The sequence below is a fragment of the Nocardia amikacinitolerans genome (assembly GCF_900215415.1).
Lineage (GTDB): Bacteria > Actinomycetota > Actinomycetes > Mycobacteriales > Mycobacteriaceae > Nocardia > Nocardia amikacinitolerans.
Genome location: NZ_OBEG01000005.1, coordinates 172,065 through 194,629, shown reverse-complemented (window position 1 = coordinate 194,629; position 22,565 = coordinate 172,065). Strand labels below are relative to the sequence as shown.

Genomic DNA, 22,565 nt, shown 5'->3' with positions numbered 1-22,565 from the left:
CCCGGCTCGGGTGCTGTGTTGGGGTGGCTGTTTCCAAGGTTGCGGGTGCCCAGAGGTTGGGCCTGCGGCTGGGGCGCTCGGTTTGGTTCGGACGTTGCGGTTGGGTTGACGGTTCCCGGTGTCGCGGGTTCCCAAGGGGGTGCGCCTACCGATGTTCCATCCCAATGTTTCGGGTGCCCAGTCGGTCTGCCTACCCGGTTTTCCTCTGAGCGGTGCTGGGCGCGTCGGGTGCCGTACCCGGCTTACCTCTCGCAGTCGGGTGCGCGGGGTTCGGCTTCCGGTGTGGTCGACCGGCTGTGGTTGCGTCCAGAGAGCGGGCAGTCGGGGGGCAGTCCCTGAGAAGTGCTCTGCCTGTCAAGGCCCCAACCACCATTTGACTACCGTCGATAGAGAAATGGATCCGACGGTAGGCAAATGGCGGCTTTCGAAGATCAAATAGCAACCATTTGACTACCGTCGATTCTCGGCGCTCCTGTTGTTCCCACATATTGGACGGGTAGGCCCGCTACCAGTAGCGCCACAACACTTGTCGTCCCGGGCGTAATACTCGGAGCTTCCGCGCATCATCCCTCCGGACGACCACGTCGCGACCTGCCGCCGACGCGCGATGCCCGGATTCCGCGTCAGGCTTGACTGCGAATCCGTTGCCGAGTGGAAGCGAGCAGGTATGTCGCTCATCGATGCGCTGATCGCGATTGTGGCGATCGGGTGCGCGGTTGCCGTGTTGTGCACCAGTCGGATCGGGCGCGCGCCCGCGTTCGCCGTGTTGGGTGCGCTGGCGATCGGGGCGGCGATCCAGTGGTTGCTCGAAGGGTTCTATTGGCAGTTCGTTCCGACCTATCTGCTGGTGGGCGCGACCGCGTGGTTCGTCGCGGCGCGGCCGAGCGGGCGGGGCGGCCGAATCGCGGCTCGCACTGGGATCGGATTGCTCGTGGTCGCAGCGGCATTCGCGTGGGTTCCGGTGCCGGTGCCGACACTGCCCGCGCCGAGCGGGCCGTATCCCGTTGGCACCGAGACCTTTCGCTGGGTCGATCCGGATCGGCCGGAAACAGCGACCGACGACCCGGTCGATCGCCGCAACGTCATCGCGCAGGCCTGGTATCCGGCGGCCGAGCCGACCGGGAACGGCTCGCAGTATCTCGATGGGCTCGGCAGGCTGCCGCGGCGGGTCAGCCTGATCCCCAGTTTCCTCATGCGCGGCTACGACCGCATCGACACGCACGGCGATCACCGCGCGTCGCTCGGGCGGGACCGCGATCGCTGGCCGGTGGTGCTGTTCTCGCCGGGATACGGTGCGCCGCGCGCGTTCTACACCGGGCTGGTCACCGAACTGGCCAGCCGAGGGTTCGTGGTGCTCGCCGTCGATCATCCGTACGAGGCGGACGTGACCGAGCTCGCCGACGGACGGATCGCGACGCCTCTTCAAGACTTCCCTGTCGATGAGGCCGAGGGCGAACGGGTCATGATCGAGCAGCAGGCTTTACGGGCTGCCGACCTGCGGTTCGTCATCGATCAACTCGACCGGCCCGGCGCGCTCGGCCCTCGCCTCTCCGGTCATCTCGACACCGAACACATCGCGGCCATCGGACATTCGTTCGGCGGCGCCGCCGCGGCCGCAGCAGCCGCCGACGACGAGCGCATCCGCGCCGCCGCGAACGTCGACGGCACCCTGTACGGCGACCTGCCCGAACGCCCGCTGCGCCAACCGTTCCTGCTGGTGCAGAGCGAGTACGCCGAGACAGACCACTCCCCGAAGTTCCTGGATCGCAATGCCGCGCTGCTCGGCGGGTTGCGTTCTGGCGGCTTTCGTTTCGAGATCGGCGACGCCAATCACTACAGCTTCACCGACGTGCCACTGTTCCTCTCCGGACCAGGTCGGTTCGCTTTGGCGCAGATGATCGGCGGATCGCGGGGACCGGTGGCGACGCAGCGGGCGACCGTGGACATCTTGGTCGCGTTTCTGAGCGGACCGCTCGGCGGACCGAGCGAGGAGGTCGCCGCGGCGGCCGCAGCACACCGCGACATTCGCGGCGGGCCCGTCGGGCGGTGATCGACGGATCGCGGCGGGCCTGTCGGGACGCAGCGGGTGGCGGCCGCAATCGTGGTCGCGACTCCGAGCAGCCGCTAGGTGGATCAGGCATGACGTTGTGGCGGACCTCGCCAGCTGCAATCCGCGGATCGAACGAGGACATCGTCGCGGCGGCCACGACGCACCGGGACATTCAGGCGGCCCGTTGGGCGGTGATCGCTGGATCGCGGGCCCGCGGGGGACGCAGCGGGTGGCGGTCGACATCGTGGTCGCGTTTCCGAGCGGGCCACTCGGTGGATCACGCCAAGAGGACGCCGCAGCGGCCGCGGCGCACCGCGACACTCGCGGCGGGCCGGTCGGGCGGAGATCACCCGGGATGGCGACGCAGCGGATGTGCATCGCGGCGCCCCGTCTGAGCGGGGCGCTCGGTGGATCGGACGCGGACTCGCGGCGGTACGTCGAGATTCACGGCGGGAGGCGCCGACCGGGGTCGCTGTTGAAGTGGCGATCCGGCGCGCCCCGCGTTCCGCACCGGACTGGGCGCCGACCTGGCCAGCTGCAATCCGCAGATCGAACAAGCACATCGCTGCGGCGGCGCGGCGCACCGGGACATTCGCGGCGGACCGTCGGGCGGTGATCGATAGATCACCCGGACTGATGACGACTACAGCGGATGTCCGTGGCCATCACGGCGCCCCGTGGGAGCGGGCGTTCGGTGGATCAGCCGCGGACTCGCGGCGGCACGTCGAGATTCACGGCGGGAGGCGCCGACCGGGGGCGCTGTTCAGGTGGCGATTCGGCGGGCCGCGCGTTCCGCACCGGACTGGTCGCCGACCTGGCCGACTGGGCCGGCGGATCGTGCCAGTCGGTGGCGAGGCAGCTGGCGACTGCGCCCGTCGCGGCGACGTCTCTACCCGGGAGTTCGGCCGGCGTGGGCAATTCCGCAACCAGCGGGCGACAACCGAGTTTCGTTAGGCTAACCTCATGTCTCATGGGAAGAGGGGCGAACGGCGTCATCCTGAAGGTTTGGCGTGCCGATGACTACCGACTGCGTGTGACGTCGACCGAGGCGATCACCGACAAATACCAGCGGATCGGGTTCACTGCGGGCGGGCTGCTGGCCGACCACCCGGTGCATCCGACGCAGTTCATCCGGCTGTGGATCCCGGACGCCGAGACCGACAAGCTGCATCACCGCGGCTACACGATCGTCGACCAGGATCCCGAGGGCGACCACTTCTACATCGAGTTCGCCGTGCACAGCGGCCCGGCCAGCGCGTGGGCGCAGCGGGCGAAGGTCGGCGACGAGATCGAGGCGTCGGTGCTCGGGTCGAAGTTCGAGCTGCCCGAGACCGCGCCGAGCGAATACCTGATGTTCGGCGACACCGCCTCGCTGCCCGCGATCAACTCGCTGCTCGACGCGATCGGCGATGCGCCCGCACGCGTTTGGCTGGAATGGCAGTACGAGTCCGACCAGTCGTTGCCCGTGCGCAACAAGCCGCACCACCAAGTCAACTGGTTGCAGCGCGTCGACGACGGTCGCCTGCTGCGCGAACAAGCCCAGCAGATCTCCTGCCCCGCCGACGCTTTCGCGTGGGTGGCGTGCGACGGCCACACCACCCGCTCGATCGTCAAGACCCTCAAGCAGACTCATGATCTGCCGAAGTCCCAGCTGAAGTACCAGGCGTACTGGAAGTAGGCGTACCTCCGCCTTCGCTCCGGCCATGCGCGCTGTGCGTACCTCCGCCTTCGCTCCGGCCATGCGCGCTGTGCGTACCTCCGCCTTCGCTCCGGCCATGCGCTCCCTGCGTATCTCCGCCTTCGCTCCGGCATGCGCGCGCAAGGTCGGACTCCGGTCGAACCCTGCCTGAGGATGGAATCTGAACGGGCCGCCGCGGAACACTTCGCGGCGGCCCGTTCGTTGTCGCAGGGTTAGCGGGCGGCGGCCGGCTCCAACCGCCAACCCGACGCGCGACTCCGCTCGTTCCAGAAGTCGGCGTAGCGACCGCCCTGCGCGAGCAGTTCGTCGTGCGTGCCGCGTTCGACGATGCGGCCACCGTCGACGAACAGGATCTGGTCGGCGTGGGCGATGGTCGCCAGGCGGTGCGCCACCACGATCACCGTCTTGCCCCTGGTGAGCTCGTGCACGCCGCGCACCACGACCGCCTCGCTGTGCGGGTCGAGCGCGCTGGTCGCCTCGTCGAGCAGCACGATCGGCGCGTCCTTGAGCAGGGCGCGGGCGATCGAGACCCGTTGCCGCTCACCGCCGGACAGCGCCGCGCCGCCCTCGCCGACCGCGGTGTCGTACCCGTCGGGCAGACGCTGGGCGATCTCGTCCACCCGCGCGGCCTCGGCCGCCCGCAGCACCTCGGCGTCGGTGGCGTCGGGGCGGCCGATCCGGATGTTGTCCGACACCGACCGGTCGAACAGGTAGACGTTCTGGAAGACCAGTGACAGCTGGTTCAGCAGCGTCTCCGAAGGCTGTTCCCGCACATCGTGTTCGCCGACGGCCACCCGCCCGGAGTCCACGTCGTAGAACCGCGCGGCCAGCCGCAGCAGCGTCGTCTTGCCCGCGCCGCTCGGGCCGACGATCGCGGTGGTCGTCCCGGCCGGAACGCTGAAGGTGATGTCGGAGAGCACCGGCTCGCCGGGCCGATAGCCGAAACTCACGTTGTCGAAGACCACGGTCGGCACGCCAGGAGTCACAGGCGAATTCGCCTCGGGCAGCGTCTTTTCCGCGAGCAATCCGGTGACGCGGTCGACGGCGGCGGCTGCCGAACGCAGACCGTTGCCCAGTTGCGCCGCCTGATTCAGCGGCTCGATGAACCGTGAGCCCACGGCGATCAGCGCGATCGCGACGGCCGTCGAGACGGCGCCGTCGGTCACCCTCGCGATCACCACGTAGACCAGGACCAGGAACACCGCCTGCACGAACAGCGCGAAGACGATCAGGCTCGGCACCGAGGTGAAGACCATCCTGGTGTTCGCCGAACGCTGCTGCCGCAGCGCACCTTCCAGCGCCTTGTTACCCGCGCCGACCGCGCCGAACGCGCGCAGCACCGGCTGGGCCTGCGCGAATTCCACTACGCGCGAATCTGCTTCGGTAGCGGCCGCGTGCATGCCCTCATCGGCGCGCTGGTACGCGCGGTGGGCCAGACCGTTGACGAGGAAGAGCACCGGAGCCGCGAGCAGCATGGCCAGCGCGATCCGCCAGTCGATGAACAGCATGCCGACCGCGACGCCGAGCGGGACCACGATGCCGGTGACCACCTTGGCGAGCAGATAGGCGACGGCGCCCTGGATCTCGCGCACGTTCTCCACCGTGATCCGCGAGAGCGGTCCGGCGCTCCGTGTCTCGAACCAGCCGAGCGGCAACGCGTTCAGATGGTCGCCGAGCCGGGTTTGCAGACCGCGCTGCATGCCCACCGCGATGCGCAGCCCCAGCGCGACCTGGAGATATCCGAACACCGCGACACCGCCGACGGCCACGAGCATCAGCAGCGCCCAGAACCAGGCGCGCCCGAGGTCGTCGTCGAAGAGCGCCTCGAGCACCGGAACCAACAGCAGATACGCGACCGCCTGGCTGATCGCCTGGCCGAGGATGGCGACGAGCAATCGCGGTGTCAGCGGGGCGAATTCGGTGGGCACCAGGCCGAGCAGTTTGCGAATCATCGGGCCGCCTCACTTTCCACGAGCGAGACCGCGCCGAGGGCCGCCTCGTTGATCTCCCAGAGCCGCTGGTAGGTGCCGCCCGCCGTGTGCAGGCTGCGGTGATCGCCCTGCTCGACCAGGGTTCCGTTCTCCAGCACCAGAATCCGGTCCACGCCGGTGATGGTGTGCAGCCGGTGCGCGATGACCAGCACGGTGCGTCCGGCCACCAGTGCGGCCAGCGCGTCCTGCACCGCCGCCTCCGACTCCGGGTCGGCGAAGGCCGTCGCCTCGTCGAGCACCAGAACGGGTGTGTCGGCGAGCAACGCGCGCGCCACCGAAAGGCGTTGCGCCTCACCGCCGGACAGTGTCGCGTCGACGCCGATCTCGGAGTCGTAGCCGCGTGGCAACGCGAGGATGCGGTCGTGGATCTGCGCGGCGCGGGCGGCCCGCTCCAGCGCGGCGTCGTCCGCGTCCGGTGCGGCAAGCAGCAGGTTCTCGCGGATGCTGCCGCGAATCAGCCGGACGTCCTGGAAGACGAAACCGACGGTGCGATAGAGCTCGTCGCTCGGGAAATCGCGAATATCGCGGCCGCCGATCATGATTCGGCCCGACCCGACGTCGTAGAAGCGCGGCAGCAGCTTGGCCAGCGTCGACTTGCCGGAACCGCTCGGCCCGACGAGCGCGGTGATCGTGCCCGGCCGCAGCTCCAGATCGATGTCGCGCAGCACATCGTGCCCCTCGCGGTAACCGAACCCGACGGATTCGAAGCGAACGAGCCCCGGCTCGGCTTCGCCGCCGTCTCCGGAATTCGGTGCGCCGGAGGCGAGTTCGGGAGTCTGCTGCACCTCGTACAGTCGCTCGGCCGCCGCAGCCGCGGCACGCAAGGCCTGGCCACCGTAGCCGAGACCCATCAGCGCACTGCCCAAGCCGAGACCGACCAGCAGGAACGGCAGCACGTCGAGCGGGGCCAGCCAGCCCCAGCCGACGCCTGCCAAACCGGCGGCCACGATCACCAGCATGACGCAGACCGGCGAGATCACGATGTCGGCGACCGCCTGGAGCCGGATCATCGGCGTCTTCCAGCGCCCGAAACTGGAAGCTTGGCCGTCCACCGCGTCCTGGAACTCGCGGTGCGCCTTGCCCGCCTGGCCGAAGGCCCGTACCACCTGGATGCCGTCGACGAACTCGATGGTCGCCTGTTGGACCCGCCGTTCCCAGCGGGTGTAGACCACGAGGCGGTCCATGTTCTCGCGATCCATCATCTTGCGAAATGCCAAGGCGTAGGCGATGAGCGGCAGCAGCAGGACCAGCGTCAGCCGCCAGTCCACGGTGAACAGGTAGCCGAGCGAGACCAGCGGCACCAGCAGCGCGCCGACGAACTCCAGCCGCGCGTGTGCCACCAGGTAGTGCAGCGCCTCGACGTCGTCCTGGAGGTACTTCTTCACCTCGCCGGAGCCGTGCTCGCCGAACCAGCCGAGCGGCACCCTGGTGAGTTTGGCCGCCAGCGCGCTGCGCACGGTGAGCTGGTAGCCGCCGTCCACCAGGTGCGTCCAGGTCAAGGCCGCCGCCTGCAACAGCGCGCGCACCAGCAGCACCAGCATCGCGAGGCCGAACAGCCGCCACACCCGATCGGTGTCCACCGGATCGTCGAGCAGTTCCCGACACGCCTCGACGATCAGCACGAACGGCACGACGGTGCAGACCGAGGCGATCGCCATCACCACGGTGGCGAGCGTCAGCGCGCCTTGCACGGGCGCGAGAATCTCCTTGCGCGCCTTGGCCTGTTGTTGCTTGCGCTGTTTCGCCACTGCCCGCGGCGGCCGGTTCCCCGTCTCCGCCGCTGCGTGCGGCGTGACCTCCACCGTCATATGTCCTCGCCTTTCGACATCCCTGGCGCATCTCGCCGGAAATCCGCCCCATCATCACACAGGAAGATAGGTAAGGCTAACTTTCCCCGCCTTCGGATGGCCGGACTCCAGGCACGGCGCATGGTGCTCGGCGAACGTGCCGAGGCCTGATGGTGGCCGGATCCCGCCGACCGGAATCGTGCCCGGTTCGGCGGCGTTGTGCAGGGCATGACCGCACAGACTTCCGATCATTCCGTCGTCGACACCGGCACCGAGTTCGGCGCAAAGGTCGCCGAACGCCTCGGCCGCGAATCCGTCATCTGGCTCACCACCGTCGGCCCGTCCGGCACGCCGCAGCCCAACCCCGTCTGGTTCCAGTGGCGCGACGGCGAGTTCCTGCTGTTCAGCCAGCGGGACAAGGCGAAGGTGCGCAATATCGCCCGCAATCCGCGCGTCTCGCTGAACCTCAACAGCACCGAGTCCGGCGGCGACGTCGTGGTGCTCACCGGGACCGCGCGGATCGTCGAGGAGTGGCCGTCCGACGACGAGATCGCCGCGTACAACGAGAAGTACGCCGGGGGATACGTCGAAATCGGAATGACGGCCGAGGAGTTCTACGCGGAATACTCGGTGCCCGTCCGGATTACGCCGGATCGGCTGCGCGGGTTCTGAGTGGCGCCCGGCCCGCCATCGCAGGCCGGGCCGGGACGCACTCCCGTCGACCGGGGAATCGACCGGGAGTCAAATGGCGGCATCACAAGATCGACTTGCCGCCATATCACTACCGTCGAATCCATTCGACTATCGACGGGAGAGAAATGGCGGTAGCCGGGTTGACGGGCGAGCGGGCGTGCCACGGACCGAATATCCCGACCAGGGCGCGCGAGGCCCGCTGAGCAGCGGCGATTAGAGTGGTCGCCGATGAGACGAAGGCAGCAGCCGCCGCTGCCCAAGCGGTACGGCTTGGATCCGGCCCGGCTGCGACTGCCGGAGACGGGCGAGTGGGCGACGATCCGCGACCACCTGGTCGAGCGACTGCCCCGCGTCGCGCCGGAACGCATCGATGAGCTGCTGCACGCGGGCGGCATCGTTGACCTCGAAGGCCCCATCGCGCCGGACGCGCCTTACGTTCCCGGCGGCGCCGTGTGGTTCCACCGCGACCTCCCCGACGAGACCGACGTCCCGTTCGACATCACCGTCGTGCACCGCGACGAGGACCTGCTCGTGGTGGACAAGCCGCACTTCCTCGCCACCATTCCGCGCGGACAGCACATTCGGCAGACGGCGCTCGTCCGGCTGCGCGAGGAGTTGGGCCTGCCCGATCTCGTGCCCGCGCATCGGCTCGATCGGGTGACCGCGGGGCTGCTGCTGTTCGTCGTCAACCCGGCGCGACGCGGGGCGTACCAGACCATGTTCCACCGGCGCGCGGTGCGCAAGGAGTACGAGGCGATCGCCCCCTACCGGCCCGACCTCGAGCTGCCGCGCACGGTGCGCAGCCGCATCGTCAAGGAGAAGCAGGTGCTCGCGGCGCAGGAGGTCGAGGGCGAGCCCAATGCGGAGACCCGCGTCGACCTGCTCGAACACCGCGCCGGACTCGGCCGCTACCGGCTGCGGCCGCTGACCGGGCGAACCCACCAGCTGCGCCTGCACATGAACGGCCTCGGCGTGCCGATTCTCGGCGACGATTTCTATCCGGTCCTCACCGACAAGCCGGTGCACGATTTCACCAGGCCGCTGCAACTGCTCGCCGCGTCGCTCGAGTTCACCGATCCGGTCAGCGGGAAGCCGCGGCGGTTCGAGACGACCCGAAGCCTGCAAGCGTGGACCGACCACGCCGGATGGGCGGGCTGAGAAAGAAAGGGGGCCGGTCGACGGAACAGGGGATGTCGACCGGCCCGAGCGCCCGCGATGGTGGCTACGTCATCGCGAGCGCGGCTCTCATGACCCCATCCAGGCCAGCGGTCCGGCGCCGCAGGTGGCGCTGCCGGTGAGGGTCGGCTCGGCCACGTTCACCTTGATCTCGTAGGCGAGGCCCTGGAGCGCGGCGAGGGTGTGGGTGCCCGACTTCTTCGGCTTCCACTGGATGGTCGCCTCGCCGTTCACCGGCTTGACCGGGCTGCCCGCGATGACCAGCGCGTTGTCGTAGAACCAGACCTCGAACCAGTGGTTCACCTTGGCGGTGACCTGGTAGGTGCATCCCGCCTGGAGGTTGTTGGACGAGACGGTGAGGTTGTCGACCGTCGCGGACGCGTAGGGCGCGGTCAGTACCGCCGCGCAGCCCGCCGCGGCCAGCGTCGTGAGGCCGACGCCCAGCCGGCGACCGGCCCGCTTCTGGGTTCTAGTCATTCGGATAACTCCTCTTCGAAACGCACAACGGGTGCGAATGAGCGGACTGTATCGACCGTCCAGTTCCCTACGGGCCAGTTTCCGGAAAAAACTGAAACATGTGTCATTCAGATGCAGGATAGCGCCGCCGAGTCGATCTCCGACGGAGATTCGGCGGCTGTGATCAGGCGCTCAACCGGCGGCGAGCCGCATGACCCGCCCCTACACTGGGCCGGGTGTTTCGAACGGACCTCGAGGAAGCGGCCAAGGCCCGCGGCAAACTGCATGCCTATATCGATGTCGCGGTCGTCATCGTCGTCCTGGCGGGCACCAACCTGATCGCGCACTTCACCACCGCATGGGCCAACCTCGTCAGCGTTCCGATCGCCGCGATCGCGCTGCTCGTCCTGGTCCGCAGGCGCGGGCTCGGGTGGGCCGAACTCGGGCTCTCGCCCAGGCATTGGCGACGCGGATCGCTGTACGCGCTGGCCGCCGTCGGGATCGTCCTCACGGCCGTGGCCATCGGTGCGCTGCTGCCGGTGACGCGCCCGTTCTTCCTCGCCGATCGGTACGCCACCATCTCCGGCGCGCTCATCGCGTCGATGATCGTCATCCCGCTCCAGACCGTCATCCCCGAGGAACTGGCCTTCCGCGGCGTGTTGCACGGCACCCTCGATCGCGTCTACGGGGCGCGCGGAGTGTTCGCGGCGGGTTCGCTGCTCTTCGGCCTCTGGCACATCGCCTCGTCCTTCGGCCTCACCACCAGCAACCGCGGACTCACCGGATTCCTCGGCGGCGGCCTCATCGGCCAGATCGCGGGCATCCTGCTCGCCGTCGCGGCCACCGCCGCAGCGGGCGTCGTCTTCACCTGGCTGCGCCGCCGCAGCGGCAGCCTCCTCGCCCCCATCGCCCTGCACTGGTCCGTCAACGGCGCGGGCGCCCTCGCCGCCGCCCTCGTCTGGCACACGACCCTGGCCTGACCGGGCCCGTCGGCCAGGAGTGGGATTTCCCAACCCTTGGGTGGGTATCGGCGCTTTCGGCGAGCGCACAGTATCGACGCAGCGGATCAGGAACGAGCGCCACGGCACGAGAGCGAGGCGATCATGGCTCACCACCGCTACGACGTGATCGTCGTCGGCGCCAGGTGCGCCGGATCTCCGACCGCGATGCTGCTGGCCCGCAAGGGATATCGGGTATTGCTGGTCGATCGGGCGAGGTTCCCCAGCGATACGATCTCGACGCACCTGGTGCATCCGCCCGGCGTTGCGGCACTGCGCAACTGGGGCCTGCTCGATCGGCTGATCGGGACCGGGTGCCCGCCGATCGACGAATACACCTTCGATTTCGGTGTCTTGACCATCACGGGGGCGCCGGGGACGGCCGACTCCCCGGTCTCCTACGCGCCGCGGCGGACCGTGCTCGACGGGCTTCTTGTCGAAGCCGCCGCCGAGTCCGGCGCGGAGATCCGGGAAGCATTCACCGTCACCGAGCTGGTCTTCGAGGGCGAACACGTGGCAGGTATCCGTGGCCACACCCGCGAGGGCAGTACGGTGACCGAGCGGGCGCCGGTTGTTGTCGGCGCCGACGGTCTGCGCTCGCTGGTAGCGAGTACTGTGCGGCCCGACCGATACCGCGACAAGCCCCGGCTGCTGTGCGGGTACTACTCGTACTGGAGCGGACTCCCGATGGACGGGGGCTTCGAGACCTACGTTCGGCCGGACCGGGCATTTGCGGCCTGGCCCACGAATGACGATCTGACCCTCGTGGTCGGCGGTTGGCCGTTCGCGGAGTTCGAGACGAACAAACGAGATCTGGAAGCCAACTTCCTGGCCATGTTCGACTTGGCCCCACCTTTCGCGGAGCGAATTCGTGCGGCCACGAGAGTGGAGCGGATCTTCGGCGCCGCCGTGCCGAACTACTTCCGCAAACCGTACGGGCCGGGCTGGGCATTGGTCGGAGACGCCGGCTACAACAAGGATTTCATCACCGCCCAGGGCATCCAGGACGCGTTTCGCGACGCCGAACGATGCAGCGCGGCACTGGACGAATCGTTGTCCGGCACCCGTTCTTTCGACGACGCGATGGCGGATTACCAGGCCGCCCGCGACGGCGAGGCTCTACCGATGTACGAGTTCACTACGCAGCTGGCAACCCTCGAGCCCCCGCCGCCGGACCTGGAACGCCTCCTCGGCGCGATTCACGGCGACCAGGAGGCGATGAATTGGTTTGCGCGAATCAATTCCGGAGTCGATTCGGCGGCCGAGCTCTTCGCGGAGGCGAACGCGCTCGCCGCCGCCGAAGGAGCATCGGGCAGGTGCGACTGACACATTCGCGCGGCCGGTCGACCTCGGCGGGTGACGGTTCGCGTTGACCGCGCGCGGTCGTCGGTTTAGTCTCATCGCGTTCACACATATGTTCGAGCACACTTGTCGACGCCGAGTGATCGGCCCGATATCGGCTCCAGGGAAGGCTCGCGATGCCCGACGAACCGTCGACCGGCAATTCCGAGATAGCGGCACTGGCACAACGAGTCGCGACGGCGCGCGGGAAATTGCCGTTACAGCACGACACCGCATTGGTCGAGGTGCTTTCCGATGCCGAGATCGCGGCGGAACGCGAACTCGCCGAATGGATCCGGGCCCAGCGGCGCGCACAGCGACGCCGCGCCGTGGAGGACGAGCTCGCCGCCGAGAAGCTCGACCGGCGCACCGCGGCCGCCATCCGTCGCGCCGACGAGGACGACGCGCGCTGGCACCGCCGCGCACTGGCGGCCCGCCGCCGCGTCGCCAACCAGGACGCGCGACTCGCCCAGCTCTACCGCCGCGCCGAATGGTCCTCCCGGGCGTTGATCGGCGTCGTCATCCTCGGCATGGTGTGGGCGGGCGTCAATGTGCAGCACAACCTGGTGCCGAGCGGCGACATGTCGGATCCGCTGTACTGGCTCAGCTACGGCATCGAGGCGATGATCTCGATTCCGATCATCACCATCATGGTGGTCGCGACGACCGCCGCTCGCTGGGGACGGGAACTGCCGCGCGGCAAGGTGATCGTCTTCGAGGCGGCACTGCTCGGCACCACCATCGCGCTGAACACTGGGCCACACTTGGCTTCCGGCGATCTCGGCCGGGCCGCGGAGTACGCGATCGCGCCCGCGATGGTGGGCGTGGTGATCTGGTTGCACGCGTGGGTCGCGGCCCGATACGCGCAGCTCATCGACAGCGTGCCGATCGTCGACGACACCGCGGTGCCGAAGTTGCGCGGGTCTTATCAGGCCGAGGAGCATCGGCGAGCTGTCGCGGAGCGGGATGGGTTTGCGCTCGGCTCCAATGGGTTCGGTGCGGGTGCCCTTTTCGAGGCGGGTGACTCTTTCGGGTCAGCCGAAACTCGTACGGCGCGAGGTGTAACCGATCCGCTCCGGGTCGGCGGTGAGGCCCGGCCGGAATCAGCGAGCGGTGATACCGCACCGTCCGCGGGCAGCGCATCCGTACGCGGTCGAACCGATCGGCCTGCGGATGGCGAGGAGATCGCACCGGCCTCGCCGGACAGCAACGGATGGTCGAGCCACCGAACCCGTCAACCGGCCGAAAACGACGCGACTGCACCGACCTCGGCGGACCGCAACGCCGAACTCCCCAGCCGCCGAACCGGCCAGTCTGCCGAGAGCGACGAGACCGTACGATCCTCGGTGGACAGCGACATGAATCTGCCGAGCCGCCGAAGGGGCCGACCCGCAGAGGTCGACGCGACCATACCGACCCCGGCGGACGGTCACACAGATCTGCCGAGCCGCCGAACCGACGCAGCGATACCGACCTCGCCGGACAGCAACGTCGAGCTGCCGCACGGGACCCGCCGAGCCGATTCCGCGAGCAACGCAACCGATCCGATGCCCGAGGCCGACCGCGAGTCCGTGAACAACACTCCCCGATCTTCCGCAGCCGATGCCGAGTCGGATGCCGACGAGGACGAGATCCCCACCGGGAGCGAAGAATCCGACACTCGGATGCGGAGCATCTCGTACGCCGTCCCGCTGTCCCTGCTGACCGGCGGACTCACCGACGAGGACTCCGACGCCGCCCCACCGTCCCCCCGCCGGAACGGTTCGGGCAACGGACGCGCCAATCACGCTGCCGCCCACGCGGTCCCGCACCCGCAACCACGGCTGCGACCGATCAATGGCACCGCGAACGGGAACGGCAGGGCCAGCGGCAGCGGTCAAACGATGCCCTCGATGTGGGCCGGGTCGCACGCCCTCCAAGCCATTTCGTATCCCGACGCGGACGCTACGGAAGCAATGGACTCCGTGAGCACCACGGACACTGTCGATCTCGCCGAATTTCAGGCCACCCGCAGTGGCCGCCCGACAACCGAGCTCGACGAGTACCGAGCGATGGCGGACGACACACCCGCCCTCACCGCCTCGACCGACACCGACGAATCGGGATACACCGAACCCGAGGAGCGCCGCACTCCGCGGGCGCGCAACGGTTCCGGCACGAAGGCGAACAACACCGACGCGCCACGACGAGAAATGGCCTCTCCCGCCGAACAACTCACTTTGGAACCCGAGCCGGAACCCCTGCGCCCCCGCAGCACCGAGATCATCCTCGCCACCCAACGCGCCATCGCCGAGGAGGACGCCGAGGACGACTTCGACCAGGAACCGGACAGCGCCGAAGACGAGGTCCGCATGGTCGCCCGCAGCATCGCCGAGCAGGGACTGTCCAAGCTGCCGATCGAGCAGATCGCCGACATCCTCACCCTCGCCGACCAATCCTGGTCCGGCACCGGCATCGCCAAAGAGGTGGGCGTCTCCAGCTCCGCGGTGGCCCGCGTCATCGACTCCGCCCACAAGGTCCGCCGCCCCTACGCCACCAACAGCTAGCCAACGCTGAAGGGCTGTTCGCCGAATACTTTCGACGAACAGCCCTCGGGGTCACGGATCGGGACTACCGATCGAAGACCGCTTCCACCCGCGTGGCATCGGCGGATGTCGTGTAGTACGAGCCGCTTCCGCGATCCACGCTCTCCGAGCCGCCTGACTTCCCGTTGCGGTCACCGTGTCCCGGCCACCAGGCGCGGTGTCCGAGCAGGGCGGTGACCGCGGGCGTGAAGAACATCGCCATGACGAACGCGGCGATGGCGATGCCGACCGAGATCGCGAAGCCCATCTGCGAGAGCGTGCTGTTGCCCGCCAACATCATCGCGGCGAAAGTGCCCGCCAGGATGACGCCCGCCGCCGCGACCGTCGGACCCGTATGCCGCAGGCTCAGCGCCGCTGCCTCGCGCGGATCGCGACCCTCGCGGGTCTCCTCGCGGAGCCGCGCGATCATCAGGATGTTGTAGTCGGTGCCGAGCGCGACGACGAACAGGTACATGATCACCGGCAGCGTGAAGATCAACCCCGAATCGCCCTGGATGTTCTGGAAGACCAGCACCGTGGCGCCGAGCGTCGCGGCGAAACCGAGGAAGACCGAGGCCATCAGGTACCACGGCGCGACCAGGCTGCGCAGCAAGAGCGCGAGCACGATCATGATCAGGATCGCCGCCACGGGGAACACGATCGCGTAGTCGCGGTTCATCGCGTCCTGGAAGTCCACGAACACCGCGGAGATTCCACCGACCGCTGCCGTCGTGCCCGCGGGTGCCGCGTCGTGCGCCGCCGTGCGCAACGGTCCGCGGACAGTGTCGAGCGCGGCATCGGATTCCGGCGCGTCCGCCAGGGTCACCTGGAAGTTCGCGATGGTGCCGTCGGCCGACAGCAGCGGCTCACCTACCGCTCCGACGCCGGGCACCTGCGCCAGCGCCGACCGATAACCCAGTAGCTCATCCTGATTCAGCTGCCCGTCCGGCGCGTGCAGCAGCACATCCGACGGCTGGGTCGCGCCGGCGGGCATGCCCTTCAGCAATTCCTTGTTGTAGACGACGGATTCGGACGCGTCCGAGGTCGAGCCCGAGCCGAGGTCGAAGGTCGGGTTGAACCCGATGGCGAAGACGCTCAGCGCCACCAGCACGCCGCCGGAGACGACGGCGAACACGCCGGGCCGCCGCCCCATGGCCGCGCCGATCGCGGTGAACCGCGCGCCCTTCGGCTCGACCTGCCACGCCTTCGACGGCCAGAACACCTTCGTCCCGAGCAGCGACACGATCGCGGGCACCAGGGTGAGTCCGGCAACCAGCGCCACCGCGACCGCGATCGCCAGCGCGGGCCCGAGCGAACGGAACATGCCGAGGGTGGAGAGCGTCAGCGCCATGAAGGCGATGATCACCGCACCCGCCGCCGAGGTGATGGCCTCGCCGACCCTGGCCACCGCGCTGACCATCGCGGTCTTGGGATCCTCGCCGGCGCGCAGCCGCTCCCGGTACCGGAACATCAGGAAGAGGATGTAGTCGGTGCCGACGCCGAACAGGACGACCACGAGCATGGAGTTGACCGAGGTGTCCATCTCCAGGTCGAATGCCTTGCTCACCATGGCGATCAGGCTGCCGACCATGCTGGAGACGCCGCCGATCACGATCACCGGAAGCAGCGCGATCACCGGGCTGCGGAAGATGATCAGCAGCAACACCAGGATCAGCACGATCGTCGCCACGCCGATGATGGCCATGCCCTTTTCACCGGACTCGGTCTGATCGAGTGTCTGCGCCGCGGCGCCGGTGATGCCCGCCTTCAGATCGGTGTCACGCACCTGCTCCTTCAGGCTGTCGCGCAGGCTCTTCACCGCGTCGCCCTGGGTCTTGTCGGAGGGGTTGGTGACCTTCGTCATCTGCACGGCGATGACCTGGATCAGCCGATTCTCCGAGGGCGGCGTCGCCTGAATCCCGGTGACGCCCTTGATGTTCGCGCCGCTGAGCTCGGTCGCCGCAGCCGCCACCGCCGCCGAGTTCTCCTCGGTGAGGGGCGCGCCGTCCTCGCGGGCGAAGACGATCAGCGCCGCGGGCGCCGCGTTCTGCGGAAATGCTCTCTCCTGCAATTCCATCGCCTTGATGGACTCGTAATGCGAAGGAAGAAAGCTGGATTGGTCGGTGGTCGAGGTGAATTCGGGAGCGGAAGCCACCACCGCGATGGCGGCGATCAGCCACAAGCCGATCACCTTCCACGGGTGATGGACGACGAGTCGCCCGAGACGGCCGAACATTAGGTGTTCCTTTCGTAGGCCGGGATCCGGCTCAGATGTCGAGATCTTGGAGACGGCCGTGCTGGGCGATATCGGTGACGGTGCGATAGACCTTGTCGGGCACCAGTTCTCGCAATTCCGCCACCGAATCCACCACGGTGACGGTGAAATCGCCCCAGTCCTGGCTACCGATGCCGAACATGGAGCGCCACTTCTTCCAGTCCCTGGTCCAGTCGGTGAACATCGCGAAGGCCGACCAGTCCGTGAACTGGCGCTGCACAACGTATTTGCCCTTGCGGCTGCGATAGACCCGCACCACCTCGGCGCCGTCCTTGGTGATCTGCCGCGCCTCGGCGAGCCGCCGGCCGTGGAAGCGCTGGAGGCGCCCGCCACCCGGCCCGACCTTCAGCACGATCTCCTCCAGATCATCGGACTTGTCCATGTCGATGGGGGCAGGCTCGGCGGATTGCTGATCGTTGGTCATGATGTCCCCGTTCTCATTCGTGAATGCGCATACAGGCATGGCTCAACTAGCGACGGACCCCTCACTCGCTCCGTCGTAGTCCCATGCTGTGCGGTTGTGGATGATGTCGTGCGCGTTCCTCGGCACTCGGTACCGACACACTATAAGTAGATGTATACGTATAACGCAAGTGGTCCGCGACGCTCGAAGCCGGTCTTAACCACTCCACAAGCCCGCCGGTCGATGGTGATGGCCGATGGATGTCGCGGCGGCGAGAAATACGGAGGACCAGATGATTTCGACACACCACCCCTACGCGACTTCGACCGGCAGTCCCTGTCTGGTCGCCGCCGACCACGTCGCGGACGTGACGACCGCGCAACGACTCGGCCGCGCCAACACCCTCACGGTGTGGCGCACCAAGCTCTGGATCGTCCTCGTCTCCGGCCTATCGATCGGCACGTACGTCATCGGCAGGTACGCCGACACCTTCTGGTCCGACCCCGGCACCTACCCGATCGGCTGGTTCGGCGTGCTCCTCGCCTGCACCGTGCCCACTCTCATCGTCGCGGCCTGCACCCTCGGTCTGCGCACGACCATCCCGTCCTCCATGGAAAAGCGCTACAGCTTCCCCGGCGCCTATCTCGTTGCCCACTACCACGGCGAGTTCCTCGAGCTGTGGACCCCGATCGAACACAGCACTGTGCCCTACACCCGAATCAAGAAGGTCATCGTCTTCAGCGACGCCATCGTGCTCTACTTCGGCCTCGGTATGCGCTACGCGATGCCGCGCCAACTCGTCCCCGACCCCGCCCTGACGATCCTCCTTGCCGCGACGAAACGAGACTAAGCGAGGCGAGCGCGCTGCAAGAGATACGCCGTAAGCGGCTGGTAGACAAGGGGATCGAGACCGTCGTCGAGCGGGACGGTGACCGCGATCTTGCCTTCGTCGTGACCGGCGAAGAGCGCCGGATCGTTGCAGTCCGCGAAGCCGACGGTCTCGATGCCCGCCTCCCCCGCGGCTCCCGCCCAGCCGTGATCGGCGACGACCAGCCGCGGCAGTTCGCCGTCGAGTTCGGCGAGCGCCGCGCGCATCGGGTCGGGATCGTGCGTGTGCCGCCATCGGCCGTCCGCGCCGACCAGTGCGGCGACGCCCGAAGCGTAGGCGATTTCGCGATACCGGGAGGGCTCCCAGAGCGGCGGCTCGTACGACCATCCGGCCGCGGGTGTGAGCACGGTGCATCCGGCGGCGCGCAGCGCATCCTCGATCGCTCGGTACACGCCGAGCAGTGTGTCTGGATGACCGGTCGCCAGCAGCACGGTCGCGCGCTCGGCGGCCGCGGCGCCGATGCGCTCCCCCATCGCGTCCAACGCGTCGAGCGTGAGATCAGGATCGATGGTGTCGACGCCCCAGGTGTATCCGGGGTTCGGATTCACCCCGCACAGCCGCGCCATCATGGCCAACGTCTCGTCGAACGACCAATCCCGCAACCGCAACCCGAACTGAAACCCCGGATCCTTGGCCACCATCCGCCCGTAATGCCGCAGGTTCCCCTCCCGCGGCGTCGCCACCTCCCCCGCAATCCCACTGCGCACCACATGCTCCCGCAGCTCCCCCCGAGACACCCGCTCGAATCCCATTACACCCCTTCGAACCAGCGCAGCCCACGAAAGCACCACCGCCCTGAACGGCCCGGCACCCATCTCGGCCGACCACGAAATCTCCGCCCCCGACGCTACCGCCCCACCCCCGCCACCGCACGACCCCAGCATTTCGCGCCGCACCCCGAATACGGCGAAGGCCCGCTTCCCTGGTGGGAAGCGGGCCTTCGAGACTCGAGCCGCGGGAGGGGCGAATTACTTCGCCTTCTCCAGGACCTCGACCAGACGCCAGCGCTTGGTGGCCGACAGCGGGCGGGTCTCCATCAGCTGAACGCGGTCGCCGATGCCGGCGATCTCGTTCTCGTCGTGGGCCTTGACCTTCGACGTGGTGCGGATGATCTTGCCGTAGAGCGGGTGCTTCACCCGGTCCTCGAGCTCCACCACGATGGTCTTGTTCATCTTGTCCGAAACGACGTAGCCGATCCGAACCTTACGACGGTTGCGCTGCACAGTGTTTTCGCTCATGCCGCATCTCCCTTACCTGCGGGTCCGGTGGCCAGACCGAGCTCGCGCTCACGCATGACCGTGTAGATGCGCGCGATCTCGTGACGGACGACGCGCAGACGACGGTTGTTGTCCAGCTGACCCGTCGCCATCTGGAAGCGCAGGTTGAACAGCTCTTCCTTCGACTCACGCAGGCGGGAGACGAGTTCCTCTTCGGTGAGCTCGCGGAGCTCTGCGGCCGGTGTACCGGTAGCCATCAGAACTGCTCCTCCCTTGTCACGATCCTGCACTTCATCGGGAGCTTGTGCATCGCGCGGCGCAGCGCCTCGCGAGCGATCTCCTCGTTCGGGTAAGACATTTCGAACATCACGCGGCCGGGCTTGACGTTCGCGACCCACCACTCCGGCGAACCCTTACCGGAACCCATGCGGGTCTCGGCCGGCTTCTTGGTCAGCGGGCGATCCGGGTAGATGTTGATCCAGATCTTGCCGCCACGGCGGATGTGGCGAGTCATCGCGATACGCGCCGACTCGATCTGCCGGTTGGTGACGTAGGCAGGCTCGAGCGCCTGAATACCGAAGTCACCGAAGGCCACCGACGTGCCGCCCTTGGCCATGCCCGAACGGCTCGGGTGGTGCTGCTTGCGGTGCTTGACCTTGCGAGGCATCAGCATGCGTCAGCCCTCCTGATTCTCTGCCGGGGCGTCCGCCACCGCGGTGGCGGCGCGCCCGACCTCAGTGCTGGTCGCGGTGGTGCCGGTGGAACCGGAACGACGCGGGCGGCTCGGCCGCTCCCGGCGCGGACGATCGCGATCGCCTGCCGGAGCACTCGCGGCGGTCAGCTCACGCTTGCCACCGACGATGTCGCCCTTGTAGATCCAGACCTTCACGCCGATGCGACCGAAGGTGGTCTTGGCCTCGTAGAGGCCGTAGTCGATGTCGGCGCGCAGCGTGTGCAGCGGCACCCGACCCTCACGGTAGAACTCCGAGCGCGACATTTCGGCGCCGCCGAGGCGGCCCGAGCACTGCACACGGATGCCCTTGACGTTCGGCGAACGCATGGCCGACTGGATGGCCTTGCGCATCGCGCGACGGAACGCCACACGGTTGGACAGCTGCTCGGCCACACCCTGGGCAACCAGCTGCGCGTCCGACTCGGGGTTCTTGACCTCGAGGATGTTCAGCTGAACCTGCTTCTTGGTGAGCTTCTCCAGCTCGGCGCGGATGCGATCGGCTTCCGCACCGCGGCGGCCGATCACGATGCCGGGACGCGCGGTGTGAATGTCCACCCGCACGCGGTCACGGGTGCGCTCGATCTCGACCTTCGAGATGCCCGCCCGCTCCATGCCGTTGGCCAGCAGCCGACGGATGGCGACGTCTTCCTTCACGTAGTCCGCGTACTGCTTGTCCGCGTACCAACGCGACTTCCAGTCGGTGGTGATACCGAGGCGGAAGCCATGGGGGTTGATCTTCTGTCCCATTTACTTTGCCCCTCCCTTCCGGCGGCTGCGAGCAGCACCGGCGGTGGGCACGCTCTCGACCTCGATGGTGATGTGGCTGGTGCGCTTGCGGATCCGGAACGCGCGGCCCTGGGCCCGCGGCTGGAAACGCTTCATGGTGGCGCCCTCGTCGACGTAGGCCGTCGAGATCACCAGCGTGGCCGGGTTCAGACCGAGGTTGTTCTCGGCGTTGGCCGCGGCGCTGGCGACGACCTTGGCGACCGGCTCGCTCGCGGCCTGCGGCGCGAACTTCAGAATCGCGAGAGCGTCCTCGACCCGCTTGCCGCGGACCAGGTCCACGACGCGGCGAGCCTTCATCGGGGTGACGCGCACGTGCTTGGCGGTCGCCCGGGCAGTGGGGTTCTGAGTCTCAGTCGTCATCGCCGCTTGCTCTTCCGGTCTTCCTTGACGTGGCTCTTGAACGTCCTGGTCGGCGCGAACTCACCGAGCTTGTGTCCGACCATGGACTCCGAGACGAACACCGGGACGTGCTTGCGGCCGTCGTGCACCGCGAAGGTGTGTCCGATGAAATCCGGGATGATGGTCGAACGACGCGACCAGGTCTTGATGACCTGCTTCGTGCCCTTCTCGTTCTGCACGTCCACCTTCGCGAGGAGGTGGTCGTCGACGAACGGGCCCTTCTTGAGGCTGCGTGGCATTTCTTACCTCCTCCTTCAGCGCTTCTTGCCGGTCTTGCGACGGCGGACGATGAGCTTGTCGCTCGGACGGTTGGGCTTACGGGTGCGGCCTTCCGGCTGACCCCACGGCGAGACCGGGTGGCGACCACCGGAGGTCTTGCCCTCACCACCACCGTGCGGGTGGTCGACGGGGTTCATGACGACACCACGGACCGTGGGACGACGACCCTTCCAGCGCATGCGGCCGGCCTTGCCCCAGTTGATGTTCGACTGCTCGGCGTTGCCGACCTCGCCGACGGTGGCGCGGCAGCGCACGTCGACGCGACGGATTTCACCGGAGGGCATACGCAGCGTGGCGTAGGGGCCTTCCTTACCGAGCAGCTGGATGCTCATGCCCGCGGAACGGGCCAGCTTGGCGCCGCCGCCAGGACGCAGCTCCACCGCGTGGATGGTGGTACCGGTCGGGATGTTGCGCAGCGGCAGGTTGTTGCCCGGCTTGATGTCGGCCGTCGGGCCGGACTCGATCGGGGTGCCCTGCTGGATACCCTTCGGCGCGATGATGTAGCGCTTCTCGCCGTCCACGTAGTGGAGCAGCGCGATGTTGGCGGTCCGGTTCGGGTCGTACTCGATGTGCGCGACCTTGGCGGGGATGCCGTCCTTGTCCAGGCGACGGAAGTCGATCAGACGGTAGGCACGCTTGTGACCGCCACCGCGGTGGCGAGTCGTGATGCGGCCGTGCGCGTTACGACCACCGGTCTTGGTCAGCGGACGAAGCAGCGACTTCTCCGGGGTGGACCGGGTGATCTCGGCGAAGTCCGAGACGCTGGAGCCACGACGGCCCGGCGTTGTCGGCTTGTACTTGCGAATTGCCATGAGTTCTTCTCTGCTTT

At 67.9% G+C, this 22,565-nt stretch carries 21 protein-coding genes; 8 read left to right on the top strand and 13 right to left on the bottom strand.

Annotation, left to right across the window (positions count from 1 at the left end; genetic code table 11):
• The first annotated feature begins 667 nt into the window (after positions 1–667).
• Both CRP45_RS22840 and CRP45_RS22835 read left to right on the top strand, forming a co-directional pair.
• On the top strand, positions 668–2,050 hold the full coding sequence (locus CRP45_RS22840) for an alpha/beta hydrolase family protein (RefSeq protein ID WP_097246866.1): 1,383 nt from the start codon (positions 668–670) through the stop codon (positions 2,048–2,050).
• Positions 2,051–3,020: 970 nt separating this feature from the next.
• Positions 3,021–3,728 carry a siderophore-interacting protein gene (locus CRP45_RS22835; protein ID WP_097246865.1) on the top strand — a complete coding sequence of 236 codons (708 nt, stop codon included), beginning with the start codon at positions 3,021–3,023 and terminating at the stop codon, positions 3,726–3,728.
• A 233-nt stretch (positions 3,729–3,961) separates the two neighbouring features.
• On the opposite strand, the gene CRP45_RS22830 is transcribed toward CRP45_RS22835, so the two are convergent.
• Together CRP45_RS22830 and CRP45_RS22825 are read right to left on the bottom strand one after the other, a co-directional pair.
• Positions 3,962–5,701, bottom strand: a complete 1,740-nt coding sequence (locus CRP45_RS22830) for an ABC transporter ATP-binding protein (RefSeq protein WP_097246864.1) — start codon at positions 5,699–5,701, stop codon at positions 3,962–3,964.
• On the bottom strand, positions 5,698–7,548 hold the full coding sequence (locus tag CRP45_RS22825) for an ABC transporter ATP-binding protein (RefSeq protein ID WP_097246863.1): 1,851 nt from the start codon (positions 7,546–7,548) through the stop codon (positions 5,698–5,700). Before CRP45_RS22825 ends, CRP45_RS22830 begins: the two co-directional genes overlap by 4 nt.
• Positions 7,549–7,755: 207 nt before the next feature.
• On the opposite strand from CRP45_RS22825, the gene CRP45_RS22820 reads away from it, so the two are divergent.
• Both CRP45_RS22820 and CRP45_RS22815 read left to right on the top strand, forming a co-directional pair.
• Positions 7,756–8,199, top strand: a complete 444-nt coding sequence (locus CRP45_RS22820) for a TIGR03667 family PPOX class F420-dependent oxidoreductase (protein WP_097246861.1) — start codon at positions 7,756–7,758, stop codon at positions 8,197–8,199.
• A gap of 249 nt (positions 8,200–8,448) precedes the next feature.
• Positions 8,449–9,378 (top strand): RluA family pseudouridine synthase, encoded by a 930-nt coding sequence (locus CRP45_RS22815; protein ID WP_067785303.1) that lies wholly within the window; start codon positions 8,449–8,451, stop codon positions 9,376–9,378.
• A gap of 87 nt (positions 9,379–9,465) precedes the next feature.
• On the opposite strand, the gene CRP45_RS22810 is transcribed toward CRP45_RS22815, so the two are convergent.
• Complete coding sequence (locus tag CRP45_RS22810) at positions 9,466–9,873, bottom strand: hypothetical protein (RefSeq protein WP_097246859.1); 408 nt, start codon at positions 9,871–9,873, stop codon at positions 9,466–9,468.
• Positions 9,874–10,088: 215 nt separating this feature from the next.
• On the opposite strand from CRP45_RS22810, the gene CRP45_RS22805 reads away from it, so the two are divergent.
• The 3 genes from CRP45_RS22805 (at position 10,089) to CRP45_RS22795 (ending at position 14,737) form a co-directional block, all read left to right on the top strand.
• On the top strand, positions 10,089–10,832 hold the full coding sequence (locus CRP45_RS22805) for a CPBP family intramembrane glutamic endopeptidase (RefSeq protein WP_097246858.1): 744 nt from the start codon (positions 10,089–10,091) through the stop codon (positions 10,830–10,832).
• A gap of 123 nt (positions 10,833–10,955) precedes the next feature.
• A complete protein-coding gene (locus CRP45_RS22800) occupies positions 10,956–12,176 on the top strand; it encodes an NAD(P)/FAD-dependent oxidoreductase (protein ID WP_097246856.1) in 1,221 nt (406 codons plus the stop codon).
• A 152-nt stretch (positions 12,177–12,328) separates the two neighbouring features.
• Entirely contained in the window at positions 12,329–14,737 is a 2,409-nt protein-coding gene (locus CRP45_RS22795) for a hypothetical protein (protein ID WP_097246855.1), read from the top strand.
• A gap of 64 nt (positions 14,738–14,801) precedes the next feature.
• Here CRP45_RS22795 and CRP45_RS22790 read toward each other — a convergent pair whose 3' ends face one another.
• Together CRP45_RS22790 and CRP45_RS22785 are read right to left on the bottom strand one after the other, a co-directional pair.
• Positions 14,802–16,991, bottom strand: a complete 2,190-nt coding sequence (locus CRP45_RS22790; protein ID WP_097246853.1) for an MMPL family transporter — start codon at positions 16,989–16,991, stop codon at positions 14,802–14,804.
• Positions 16,992–17,022: 31 nt separating this feature from the next.
• Positions 17,023–17,454, bottom strand: coding sequence for an EXLDI protein (locus tag CRP45_RS22785; protein ID WP_067785322.1), 432 nt, complete (start codon positions 17,452–17,454; stop codon positions 17,023–17,025).
• A gap of 271 nt (positions 17,455–17,725) precedes the next feature.
• On the opposite strand from CRP45_RS22785, the gene CRP45_RS22780 reads away from it, so the two are divergent.
• The gene (locus CRP45_RS22780) at positions 17,726–18,283 is read left to right on the top strand and encodes a YcxB family protein (protein ID WP_143861523.1); all 558 of its coding nucleotides are present in this window, start codon (positions 17,726–17,728) and stop codon (positions 18,281–18,283) included.
• On the opposite strand, the gene CRP45_RS22775 is transcribed toward CRP45_RS22780, so the two are convergent.
• From CRP45_RS22775 to rplB, 8 genes are all read right to left on the bottom strand, one after another.
• Positions 18,280–19,074, bottom strand: coding sequence for a phosphatase (locus CRP45_RS22775; RefSeq protein WP_067785328.1), 795 nt, complete (start codon positions 19,072–19,074; stop codon positions 18,280–18,282). The two genes, CRP45_RS22780 and CRP45_RS22775, sit on opposite strands and share 4 nt — an antisense overlap.
• A 216-nt stretch (positions 19,075–19,290) precedes the next feature.
• A complete protein-coding gene (gene rpsQ / locus CRP45_RS22770) occupies positions 19,291–19,560 on the bottom strand; it encodes a 30S ribosomal protein S17 (protein ID WP_067785331.1) in 270 nt (89 codons plus the stop codon).
• Positions 19,557–19,796: a 50S ribosomal protein L29 gene (gene rpmC / locus CRP45_RS22765; RefSeq protein ID WP_011207272.1), complete on the bottom strand. Its 240-nt coding sequence runs from the start codon at positions 19,794–19,796 to the stop codon at positions 19,557–19,559. Before rpmC ends, rpsQ begins: the two co-directional genes overlap by 4 nt.
• Complete coding sequence (rplP, locus tag CRP45_RS22760; protein ID WP_067785334.1) at positions 19,796–20,212, bottom strand: 50S ribosomal protein L16; 417 nt, start codon at positions 20,210–20,212, stop codon at positions 19,796–19,798. The genes rpmC and rplP overlap by 1 nt, the downstream gene beginning before the upstream one ends.
• A 3-nt stretch (positions 20,213–20,215) precedes the next feature.
• Positions 20,216–21,019, bottom strand: a complete 804-nt coding sequence (gene rpsC, locus CRP45_RS22755) for a 30S ribosomal protein S3 (RefSeq protein WP_067785337.1) — start codon at positions 21,017–21,019, stop codon at positions 20,216–20,218.
• Positions 21,020–21,418, bottom strand: coding sequence for a 50S ribosomal protein L22 (gene rplV, locus CRP45_RS22750; RefSeq protein ID WP_062983231.1), 399 nt, complete (start codon positions 21,416–21,418; stop codon positions 21,020–21,022). It abuts the gene before it with no gap.
• Positions 21,415–21,696 carry a 30S ribosomal protein S19 gene (gene rpsS / locus CRP45_RS22745; protein ID WP_067785343.1) on the bottom strand — a complete coding sequence of 94 codons (282 nt, stop codon included), beginning with the start codon at positions 21,694–21,696 and terminating at the stop codon, positions 21,415–21,417. The genes rplV and rpsS overlap by 4 nt, the downstream gene beginning before the upstream one ends.
• 15 nt (positions 21,697–21,711) lie before the next feature.
• Positions 21,712–22,548, bottom strand: coding sequence for a 50S ribosomal protein L2 (gene rplB, locus CRP45_RS22740; RefSeq protein ID WP_067785345.1), 837 nt, complete (start codon positions 22,546–22,548; stop codon positions 21,712–21,714).
• Positions 22,549–22,565: the final 17 nt, after the last annotated feature.